15 protein-coding genes are annotated in these 9922 nt (G+C 73.1%); 1 reads left to right on the top strand and 14 read right to left on the bottom strand.

Features of this window, described 5'->3' with window-relative positions; genetic code table 11:
* From ABZY31_RS20310 to hisI, 8 genes are all read right to left on the bottom strand, one after another.
* The coding region (locus ABZY31_RS20310; RefSeq protein ID WP_356412289.1) for a pyridoxal-phosphate dependent enzyme at positions 1-437 on the bottom strand (437 nt) is incomplete at its 3' end.
* A gap of 119 nt (positions 438-556) precedes the next feature.
* Positions 557-766: a tryptophan synthase subunit(beta) gene (locus tag ABZY31_RS20305; RefSeq protein WP_356412287.1), complete on the bottom strand. Its 210-nt coding sequence runs from the start codon at positions 764-766 to the stop codon at positions 557-559.
* Between the two features lie 11 nt (positions 767-777).
* Entirely contained in the window at positions 778-1587 is an 810-nt protein-coding gene (gene trpC / locus ABZY31_RS20300; protein WP_356412285.1) for an indole-3-glycerol phosphate synthase TrpC, read from the bottom strand.
* Between the two features lie 149 nt (positions 1588-1736).
* Positions 1737-2195 carry a DUF2752 domain-containing protein gene (locus tag ABZY31_RS20295; RefSeq protein ID WP_356412283.1) on the bottom strand — a complete coding sequence of 153 codons (459 nt, stop codon included), beginning with the start codon at positions 2193-2195 and terminating at the stop codon, positions 1737-1739.
* 73 nt (positions 2196-2268) lie between these two features.
* Positions 2269-2517, bottom strand: a complete 249-nt coding sequence (locus ABZY31_RS20290; RefSeq protein WP_356412282.1) for an HGxxPAAW family protein — start codon at positions 2515-2517, stop codon at positions 2269-2271.
* A 111-nt stretch (positions 2518-2628) separates the two neighbouring features.
* Positions 2629-3303: a TIGR02234 family membrane protein gene (locus ABZY31_RS20285; protein WP_356412280.1), complete on the bottom strand. Its 675-nt coding sequence runs from the start codon at positions 3301-3303 to the stop codon at positions 2629-2631.
* Between the two features lie 23 nt (positions 3304-3326).
* The gene (locus tag ABZY31_RS20280; RefSeq protein WP_356412278.1) at positions 3327-4817 is read right to left on the bottom strand and encodes an anthranilate synthase component I; all 1491 of its coding nucleotides are present in this window, start codon (positions 4815-4817) and stop codon (positions 3327-3329) included.
* Positions 4818-4832: 15 nt separating this feature from the next.
* Positions 4833-5213 (bottom strand): phosphoribosyl-AMP cyclohydrolase, encoded by a 381-nt coding sequence (hisI, locus tag ABZY31_RS20275; protein ID WP_356412276.1) that lies wholly within the window; start codon positions 5211-5213, stop codon positions 4833-4835.
* Positions 5214-5297: 84 nt separating this feature from the next.
* Here hisI and ABZY31_RS20270 point away from each other — a divergent pair, with 84 nt between their 5' ends.
* Positions 5298-5930 carry a TIGR03085 family metal-binding protein gene (locus ABZY31_RS20270; protein ID WP_356412274.1) on the top strand — a complete coding sequence of 211 codons (633 nt, stop codon included), beginning with the start codon at positions 5298-5300 and terminating at the stop codon, positions 5928-5930.
* 61 nt (positions 5931-5991) lie between these two features.
* Here ABZY31_RS20270 and ABZY31_RS20265 read toward each other — a convergent pair whose 3' ends face one another.
* Genes ABZY31_RS20265 through ABZY31_RS20240 form a run of 6 tightly spaced genes read right to left on the bottom strand, consistent with a single transcriptional unit; the run spans position 5992 to position 9921 of the window.
* Positions 5992-7200: an MFS transporter gene (locus ABZY31_RS20265; protein WP_356412272.1), complete on the bottom strand. Its 1209-nt coding sequence runs from the start codon at positions 7198-7200 to the stop codon at positions 5992-5994.
* Positions 7201-7243: 43 nt separating this feature from the next.
* Entirely contained in the window at positions 7244-7999 is a 756-nt protein-coding gene (gene hisF / locus ABZY31_RS20260; RefSeq protein ID WP_356412270.1) for an imidazole glycerol phosphate synthase subunit HisF, read from the bottom strand.
* Positions 7996-8391, bottom strand: coding sequence for a RidA family protein (locus tag ABZY31_RS20255; RefSeq protein ID WP_356412268.1), 396 nt, complete (start codon positions 8389-8391; stop codon positions 7996-7998). The genes hisF and ABZY31_RS20255 overlap by 4 nt, the downstream gene beginning before the upstream one ends.
* Positions 8388-9116, bottom strand: a complete 729-nt coding sequence (gene priA / locus ABZY31_RS20250; protein ID WP_356412266.1) for a bifunctional 1-(5-phosphoribosyl)-5-((5-phosphoribosylamino)methylideneamino)imidazole-4-carboxamide isomerase/phosphoribosylanthranilate isomerase PriA — start codon at positions 9114-9116, stop codon at positions 8388-8390. The genes ABZY31_RS20255 and priA overlap by 4 nt, the downstream gene beginning before the upstream one ends.
* A complete protein-coding gene (gene hisH / locus ABZY31_RS20245; RefSeq protein WP_356412265.1) occupies positions 9116-9757 on the bottom strand; it encodes an imidazole glycerol phosphate synthase subunit HisH in 642 nt (213 codons plus the stop codon). Before hisH ends, priA begins: the two co-directional genes overlap by 1 nt.
* A complete protein-coding gene (locus ABZY31_RS20240; protein ID WP_356412263.1) occupies positions 9754-9921 on the bottom strand; it encodes a hypothetical protein in 168 nt (55 codons plus the stop codon). The genes hisH and ABZY31_RS20240 overlap by 4 nt, the downstream gene beginning before the upstream one ends.
* Position 9922 lies beyond the last annotated feature (1 nt).

Genomic DNA, 9922 nt, shown 5'->3' with positions numbered 1-9922 from the left:
ATCGTGCACTCCAGGCCGAACAGCGCACACGCCGTGGCCGTCGCCACCCCGTGCTGACCCGCCCCGGTCTCCGCGATCACCCGGGTCTTGCCCATCCGCTTCGTCAGCAACGCCTGACCCAGCACATTGTTGATCTTGTGCGAACCCGTGTGGTTCAAATCCTCACGCTTGAGATACACCGTCGCCCCGCCCGCGTGCTCCGCGAACCGCGGCACCGCGGTCAACGCACTCGGCCGGCCCGTGTAGTTCACGAGCAGATCGTTCAGCTCCGCCGCGAACGCCGGATCGACCTTCGCCTTCTCGTACTCGGCAGCGACCTCGTCCACCGCGGCGACCAACGCCTCCGGAATGAACTTGCCACCGAAATCACCGAAATAGCCCTCGGCGTTGGGGACGGAACCCTCGGGGTCCGGAATGAAACACTCACTGGACGGCATGCCAGTACTCCTACGGAAGCAATCGGGATGGATTCACCGTATTGCGCCGAGGGTCCCGAAGGCGTCCGCCTCCACCACCGCCATAGCGGCTGCGGAGCGCGGATCCGGGCACGGGACGGCTACGACGCGGCTCCGCCGCGCCATCGCATGCCGTTGACCTGGCCGGGCTCCGACCCGATCACGTACCGGACCCGCCGCCCCCGCACGCGCCGGGCCGGGGCGCGGCAGCCGCGCGGGCGGCAGCCGCGCGCCAGGGGCGCGTGGGCCGACGGCACGCCGCCCCGGCCGGGAAGGCCGGGTCGGGTGCGGACGGCGCGGGCGGACGGCATCACGGTGCGGGTCAGCTCCGCCCGTGGCGCAGGGCGGGGTGGGCCCCGGCGGCGACCAGGTCGGCCACGGCGGCCTTCGGGTCACGGCCGGTCACCAGGGATTCGCCCACGAGGACGGCGTCGGCGCCCTCGTTCGCGTAGGCGATGAGGTCGTGCGGTCCGCGGATGCCGGACTCGGCGACCTTCACGATGTGGGCCGGGATCTCGGGGACGACCCGCTCGAAGGTCGAGCGGTCCACCTTGAGGTCCTTGAGGTTGCGCGCGTTCACGCCGATGATCTTGGCGCCCGCGGCGACCGCGCGTTCGGCTTCCTCCTCGTCGTGGACCTCGACGAGCGGGGTGAGACCGATGGACTCGGCCCGCTCGATGAGGGAGACGAGGGCCTCCTGCTCCAGGGCCGCGACGATCAGCAGGACGAGGTCGGCGCCGTAGGCGCGGGCCTCCCACAGCTGGTACGCCGTGACGATGAAGTCCTTGCGCAGGATGGGTACGTCCACCCGTGCGCGGACGGCCTCCAGGTCCGCGAGCGAACCGCCGAAGCGGCGCTCCTCGGTCAGGACGGAGATGACGGCCGCGCCGCCCGCCTCGTAATCGGCGGCCAGGCCGGCCGGGTCCGCGATCGCGGCGAGCGCGCCCTTGGAGGGGCTGGAGCGCTTCACCTCGCAGATCACCTTGACGCCTTCGCCGCGAAGGGCGGCGACGCCGTCCTTGGCCCGGGGCGCCTTGGCGGCACGCTCCTTGAGCTCGTCGAGGCTGACGCGCGCCTGCCGTTCGGCAAGGTCTGCGCGGACCCCTTCGATGATCTCGTCGAGCACACTCACGCGAGCGGCCCCCTTCCGGGTCGGTCGACTGGTTCAAGGTCAGCAGTCAAATGGTATCCGCAGGAGGCCCTGGCCTCTGCACGCGGTTGACGGCGTCCCATGGACTGGACATTCGGAATCTGATCTTCGATCGAGGGTGCGTACGGGCCTCAGGGGGCCAGTGCCGACCCGAACGGGAGGTTCCGGACGACGGCGAAAACCAGTGCCACCGTCCCGATTCCCCACCAGTACAGCGGTGTGAGGGCCAGCCGCGGGGTCGGCCCGCCGCGATACGCCCGGATCAGCCACACGGCCATGAATGCCGCGAAGACGAAATAGCCGGCCACCGCCATGGCATTCGCACCCAGAGCGGTGATCAGATCGCCGTGGGCGAACGCGTGGGCGCTGCGCAGGCCGCCGCAGCCGGGACACAGGATCCCGGTCAGCCGGAACAGCGGGCAGACCGGGTAGTGGCCGGGTTCGTACGGGTCCACGGCGGCGACGTAGCCGAGGGCCGAGGCGGCCGCGGCCAGGGTGAACGCCGGAGCGGCCAGCCGCCGGGCCCGGGTGGGGGCCGGGGCGGGAACGGGGGCGGCGGGCGTCACCAGGGGGGTGCGAGAGGCGTCCACCCGCTGATTGTCGCCGCTCATGACAAAAGGCGCAGCCCGACGGGACCGCGCCTTTCGGCTCCGCTGCGGGGCATCAGGCCTTCGCGGCCTTGGCGGCGGCGACGATCGGCCCGAGGTCCTTGTGGGCGGACTTCGGCGCGCCGAGGCCCGCCGCCTTCATCGCCAGGCCGACGACCCCGCCGAGCGCCACGATGACCAGGCCGGCGATGAAGCCGATCAGGTTCGCCATGACCGTGAACGCGCCGGAGACGCAGAACCCGACGAAAGCGATGATGACACCGGTCCAGGCGGCCGGGGTGTGTCCGTGGTCTGTGCCCGCCATGAGTTGCTCCTCGTTGCTCTGTCGAACGCGTCCGTATCGACCGCCCGCACGTCATTGCCCCCATTGTCCCGCACCCGGGACGGCCCTCGCGCCCGGGGGGTGGGAGGGCCGTCAGCGGCCGCCGGTGGGGTCCTCGCCCCGGTCCAGCGCCTTCCACAGGTCCTCGGGCCGGTCCGGGTCCACCACCGGCGCCTTGCGGGGCCGGGGGGTCCCGTCGCGCTCGTAGCGGCCGCCCATGGCGGGCCAGCTCCGGCCGAAGCGCAGGGCCAGCAGCCCCGCGAGCAGGATGAGCAGCGCGCCCGCCGCCGTCACGTAGGGCCACGCGGTGTGGGTGAGCGCGGCCGCGCGGGCGGCGGTGTCCGCCGTCGTACGGGCCGCCGCGTCGTCCAGCGCCGCCCGGTCCCCGGCCCCGGCCAGCGCCGCCAGGACCGCGCCGAGCCCGCTCAGCGCGAGCAGGGCGGAGACCAGCAGGCGGCCGCGGCCGCGGACGGCGAACACCGCGACCAGGGCCGCGAGCGCCACGATGGCCAGGGCCGCGGGGACCCCGGTGACCGCGCGCCCGTCGGCCGACAGCGGCAGCGCCCCGCCCCCGGCCGCGGCGGCGGTGCCGCGCGCCCAGGTCCGGCCGGAGGCCAGCAGGACGACGGTGGCGCCGAGCGCGCCGAGCAGCAGGGCCGCGGCGACGCTGCGGCGGCCGCCGCGCGCGGCGGGACCGGCCGCGGCAGCGGCGGCGTCATCGGCCGGGTCGGGATCGGCATCGGTTCGGGGCTGGGGTACGGCGCTCACGCACCCCACTATCCCCTACCGCTTCAGGCGGAGTGGAGCCGGTTCGCCGCTCCGACCGCGCGCAGCACCGCGGCGGCCTTGTTGCGGCACTCGGCGTCCTCCAGCTCGGGCACCGAATCGGCGACGACACCGGCTCCGGCCTGCACGTACGCCGTTCCGTCGCGCAGCAGCGCGGTGCGGATGGCGATGGCCGTGTCGGCGTCCCCCGCGAAGTCGAGGTAACCGACGCAGCCGCCGTACAGCCCGCGGCGGGAGGGCTCCAGCTCCTCGATGATCTGCATGGCGCGCGGCTTGGGCGCACCGGACAGGGTCCCGGCGGGGAAGCAGGCGGTCAGCACGTCGAAGGCGGTGCGGTCCCCGGCGACGCGGCCGGTGACGGTGGACACGATGTGCATGACGTGCGAGTACTTCTCGATGCTCATGAAGTCGACGACCTCGACGCTGCCCGGCTCGCAGACCCGGCCCAGGTCGTTGCGGCCCAGGTCGACGAGCATGAGGTGCTCGGCGCGCTCCTTCGGGTCGGCCAGCAGCTCCTCGGCGAGGTCGTGGTCCTCCTGCGGGGTGGCGCCGCGGTGCCGGGTCCCGGCGATGGGGTGGACCATGGCCCGCCCGTCCTCGACCTTGACCAGCGCCTCGGGGCTGGAGCCCACGACGTCGAAGCCGTTCTCGAAGCGGAAGAGGTACATGTACGGGGACGGGTTGGTGGCCCGCAGCACCCGGTAGACGTCCAGGGCGGAGGCGGTGCAGGGGGTCTCGAACCGCTGCGAGGGCACGACCTGGAAGGCCTCGCCCGCGCGGATGCGCTCCTTGATGTCCTCGACGGCCGCCTGGTACTTCTCGCCGCCCCAGAGGGCGGAGTACGCCGGCAGCTCCGAGGCGGGCAGCGGCGCGGGCGTGTACGGCGCCGGGCGGGCGAGGTCGGCCTCCATCGCGTCGAGCCGGGCGACGGCGTCGGCGTAGGCCTCGTCGACGCCCGAGGCGAGGTCGTTGTGGTTGATCGCGTTGGCGATCAGCAGGACCGTGCCGTCCCAGTGGTCGAGGACGGCGATGTCCGAGGTGAGCAGCATCGTCAGCTCGGGCAGTTCGAGGTCGTCGCGGGTGTGCTCGCCGATCCGCTCCAGGCGGCGCACGATGTCGTAGCCGAGGTAACCGACCATGCCGCCGGTGAAGGGCGGCAGTCCGCCCGACAGGTCGCGCGGGGTGTGCAGGGCCTCGACGGTGGCGCGCAGCGCGTCGAGGGGGTCGCCGGAGGTGGGCACGCCGACGGGCGGGGTGCCGATCCAGTGGGCCTGGCCGCCGCGGACCGTCAGGGTCGCGTCGCTGCGGACGCCGACGAAGGAGTACCGGGACCAGGAACGTCCGTTCTCCGCCGACTCCAGCAGGAAGGTGCCCGGGCGCTCGCCGGCCAGCTTGCGGTAGAGGCCGACCGGGGTGTCCCCGTCGGCGAGCAGTCGTCGGCTGACGGGAATGACCCGGCGGTCGTCCGCGAGCTTGCGGAACGTCTCGAGATCCATGGCGTGGGACCTTACCTATTCGGCTTCGGCGGTGTCGGCGGTGCGCAGGAGGACGTCGGCGTCGAAGCAGGTGTGGGCGCCGGTGTGGCAGGCGGCGCCCACCTGGTCGACGCGGACGAGCAAGGTGTCGGCGTCGCAGTCGAGGGCGACGGACTTCACGTGCTGGACGTGGCCGGAAGTATCGCCCTTGACCCAGTATTCGCCGCGGCTGCGGGACCAATAGGTGCAGCGGCCGGTGGTCAGGGTGCGATGCAGGGCCTCGTCGTCCATCCAGCCGAGCATGAGCACCTCACCGGTGTCGTACTGCTGGGCGATGGCGGGCACCAGGCCGTCCGCGGAGCGCTTGAGGCGGGCGGCGATGGCGGGATCGAGGGAGGACGTACTCATGCGGGCCATTGTGCCGCGCGGGACGGGTGGGCACGGCAGGCTGTCCGCCTGATGAGCGCGCACGGGGCGGGATCCGGCCGTAGGCTGGCCCGCATGTCTACCCATGCGAAGCGTGAACGACTGCTGCTGGCGGACCTGTTGGAGACGGCGGGACCGGAAGCGCCCACCTTGTGCGACGGCTGGCGGACCCGGGAGCTGGCGGCGCACGTGGTGGTGCGGGAGCGTCGGCCGGACGCGGCGGGCGGGATCCTGCTGAACGTGCTGAAGGCCCGGCTGGACAAGGCGATGGCCGAGTACGCGGCCAAGCCGTACGAGGAGCTCATCCAGCTGATCAGGACCGGGCCGCCGAAGATGTCCGTGTACGCGCTGAAGCAGATCGACGAGGCCGCGAACGCGGTGGAGTTCTACGTCCACGCGGAGGACGTGCGGCGGGCGGGGCCCACCTGGTCGCCGCGCGAGCTGGATCCGGTGTTCTCGGCCTCGCTGTGGTCGCGCCTGGAGAAACTGGCCCGTCTGACGGGCCGCCGCTCCCCGGTCGGCCTGGTCCTGCGCCGCCCCAACGGCCAGACGGCGGTGGCCCACAAGGGCACCCCGGTGGTCACGGTCACCGGCGAACCCGGCGAACTGACCCTGTTCTGCTTCGGCCGCCAGGACGCTGCGCGCGTCGAGCTGGAGGGTGACGAGGACGCGGTGGCGAAGCTGAGGGCTGCCCGGCTGGGTCTCTGACCCCGCCGGGCCTCGGGCCGGGCGCCGGGTCCCGGAGGGGAGGGCGGGCGGCCCGCGGGGGTCAGGCGAAGGTGAGTTCCGCCTGGCGGACCAGGCGGGAGGACGTGCCGACGACGGCCCCCGCCATGCTCAGCGCACCCCCCGCGAGGAACACCGGCACGATGCCCCACACCTCCACCGCCACTCCGAAGACCGGGTAGACCAGCGGTGCCAGCCCGACCGCCGTGAAGGCCATCACCGAACTGACCCGCCCCAGGTACGCCGGCTCCGTGGCCGTCTGGATCAGCGCGACGGCCAGCCCGCCGCAGATCCCGCACACCAGGCCCCCCGCCACCGCCAGCCCCACCGCGACCCCCAGGCTCGGCGCCAGCGCCAGCGCCCCGATGGCCGCCGAGCCGACGACGAGGGTGAGGTTCTGCACCGCCCCCGCCCGCGGCACCCGCGGGATCAGGGTCAGGAAGAGGGCGCTGGAGGCCGCCCCGGCCCCGAAGGCACCGACGATCCAGCCGATCCCGGCCGGCCCCCACCCCCGCTCCCCCGCCAGCAGGAGCAGGCCGACGCTGAGCGGGGCCGACGTGCCGAGCTGGCTCAGGGTGCCGGAGAGGATCAGCGGCCCTATCAGCCCGTGGTGGCGGATGTAGGCGAGCCCGGAGCGGAGCTGCCGCCAGGGCGACGCCGCGGCGGCCACCCCACCCGCGCCCGGCCCCTTCGGCAGCGGTCCCAGCCGGACCGGGAGCAGCAGGACCAGCGAGATCCCGAAGAGCGCCGCCGCCACCGCGAACGCGGCCGCCGGTCCCCCCAGCCCCATGGCCAGCCCGGCCACCGGCGGCCCCGCGGTGTGGCCCACGCGTTCGACCAGGCTGCGCAGCCCCTGGACGCGGACCAGCTGCCCGGGACCGGCGATCCGCGGCGGCAGCGCCCCGACGGCCGGCATGAACAGGGCGTCGACCGCGCCGAACAGCAGGGCCACGGCGACCAGCACCCACAGCCCCGGCGAAGTGAGCGCGACCAGCGCCGCCAGCGCGAGGATCACCGCGCAGCGCACCGCGTCGGAGGAGATGACGACCGGGCGGGGACCGAAGCGGTCCGCGATCACGCCCCCGCCCAGCATGAGCAGGGCGCGCGGGACCGCCCCGGCCGCCATGACCAGGCCGACCTGCGCGGGCCCGGCGCTCTGCGCCGCCGTCCAGCCGAGGGCGAGGAAGTAGATCCCGTCCCCGACGAGCGAGGCGGCGTAGGCCGCGAGCCAGCGCCAGACGTTCCGGTTCATCCGGCCCCCCCGGGCTCTGGTCGCACCGTGCGGAAGAAACGCTCTAGCGGACCGGGTGCCCGGCTTCCCGCAGCGCGTCCTTGACCTGCCCGATGCGCAGGTCCCCGAAGTGGAAGACGGAGGCCGCGAGCACGGCGTCGGCGCCCGCGGCGACGGCCGGGGCGAAGTCGGCCAGTCTGCCCGCGCCGCCCGAGGCGATCACCGGGACGGTGACGTGCTTGCGGACCGCCGCGATCATCTCGGTGTCGTAGCCGTCCTTGGTGCCGTCGGCGTCCATCGAGTTCAACAGGATTTCCCCGGCGCCCAGTTCGGCGGCCCGGTGGGCCCATTCCACGGCGTCGAGGCCGGTCCCGCGGCGGCCGCCGTGGGTGGTGACCTCGAAGGTGCCGGCCTCGGTGCGCCGGGCGTCGACGGACAGGACGAGGACCTGGCGGCCGAAGCGCTCGGCGATCTCCTGGATCAGTTCGGGCCGGGCGATGGCGGCGGTGTTGACGCCGACCTTGTCCGCGCCCGCGCGCAGCAGCTTGTCCACGTCGTCCGCGGTGCGCACGCCGCCGCCGACGGTGAGCGGGATGAAGACCTGTTCGGCGGTGCGGCGCACCACGTCGTAGGTGGTCTCGCGGTTGCCGGAGGAGGCGGTGATGTCGAGGAAGGTCAGCTCGTCGGCGCCCTCGGCGTCGTACAGCTTGGCCATTTCGACGGGGTCGCCCGCGTCGCGCAGATTCTGGAAGTTGACGCCCTTGACGACCCGGCCGTTGTCCACGTCCAGGCAGGGGATCACCCGTACGGCGAGGGTCATGCGGTCTCTCCTCGGTAGGCCTCGACCTCGACCTCGACGACCAGGCTGGGGTCGATGAAGCCGGACACGATGATCATCGAGGCGGCGGGGCGGACGGAGTCGAAGAGCTCCTTGTGGGCGCGGCCCACCTCTTCGACGTCCCGGGCGTGCGTGATGTACATCCGGGTGCGGACGACGTCCTCGCGGCCCAGACCCGCCTGGGCAAGGGCCTCGAAGGCGACCTTGAAGGAGTTCACGGTCTGTTCGTACGGGCCGCCCGCGGCGATCTGACCGCCCACCACGGAGGTGCAGCCGGAGACGAGGACGAGGCCGCCCGGCAGGGCGACGGCGCGGGAGTAGCCGATGGCTTCCTCCCAGGGCCCGCCCGAGGAGATCCGGCGTACCCCGCTCACAGGGCCACCGCCTTCAGGGCCTCTTCCAGGGTGAAGGCCTTGGCGTACAGGGCCTTGCCGACGATGGCGCCCTCGACGCCCAGCGGGACCAGCTCGGCCAGCGCCCGCAGGTCCTCCAGCGAGGAGACGCCGCCGGAGGCGACGACCGGCCGGTCGGTGGCGGCGCAGACGTTGCGCAGCAGCTCCAGATTGGGGCCGGTCAGGGTGCCGTCCTTGCCGATGTCGGTGACGACGTAGCGGGCGCAGCCTTCGGAGTCCAGGCGCGCGAGGGCCTCGTAGAGGTCGCCGCCCTCGCTGGTCCAGCCACGGCCCTTGAGGGTCGTACCGCGTACGTCGAGCCCGACCGCGATCCTGTCGCCGTACTCGGCGATGACCTTGGCCACCCAGTCGGGGGTCTCCAGGGCGGCGGTGCCGAGGTTGACCCGGGTGCAGCCGGTGGCGAGGGCCGCGGCGAGCGTGGCGTCGTCGCGGATGCCGCCGGAGAGTTCGACCTTGATGTCCATCGCGCCGGTGATCTCGGCGACCAGGGCGCGGTTGTCGCCCGTACCGAAGGCGGCGTCGAGGTCGACCAGGTGGAGCCATTCGGCGCCGGAGGCCTGCCAGGCGAGGGCGGCCTGGAGCGGGGAGCCGTAGGAGGTCTCGCTGCCGGATTCGCCGTGCACCAGGCGGACCGCCTGGCCGTCGCGGACGTCGACCGCGGGGAGCAGTTCGAGCGCGTTCGCCATCAGAGGGTCTCGATCCAGTTGGTGAGGAGCTGGGCACCGGCGTCGCCGGACTTCTCGGGGTGGAACTGGGTGGCCCACAGGGCGCCGTTCTCCACCGCCGCGACGAAGCGCTCGCCGTGCGCGGCCCAGGTGACGCGGGGGGCGCGGATCAGCGGGTTGGTGACTTCGAGGGTCCAGTGGCGCACCGCGTAGGAGTGGACGAAGTAGAAGCGCGCGTCGTCGTCCAGGTGGGCGAAGGCCTGGCTGTCGGCGGGGGCGTCGACGGTGTTCCAGCCCATGTGGGGGACGACCGGGGCCCGGAGGGGCTCGACGGTGCCGGGCCATTCGTCGAGGCCGTCCGTCTCGACGCCGTGTTCGATGCCGCGCTCGAAGAGGATCTGCATGCCGACGCAGATGCCCATGACCGGGCGTCCGCCGGAGAGCCTGCGGCCGATGATCCAGTCGCCGCGGACCTGCTTGAGGCCGCGCATGCACGCCTCGAAGGCACCGACGCCGGGGACGAGCAGCCCGTCGGCGTCCATGGCCTTGTCGTAGTCGCGGGTGATCTCGACCTCGGCGCCGACGCGCGCGAGGGCCCGCTCGGCGGAGCGGACGTTGCCGAAGCCGTAGTCGAAGACGACGACCTTCTTGGTGGGGGTCATTCCCAGATTCCTTGGATGCGCAGGATTCCGGCTACCAGACACATGACGGAGCCGATGGCCAGCAGGACGACGACCGACACGGGCATCTTCTGCTTCTGGAAGGAGTAGACGCCGCCGGCGAGGAAGAGGCCGAGGACGATGAGGATGGTGTTGAGGCCGTTCACG

It is taken from the genome of Streptomyces sp. NPDC006529 (genome assembly GCF_040611795.1).
Lineage (GTDB): Bacteria > Actinomycetota > Actinomycetes > Streptomycetales > Streptomycetaceae > Streptomyces.
The sequence above is the reverse complement of the archived record's forward strand: the minus strand, read 5'-3'. Positions and strand labels throughout refer to the sequence as shown.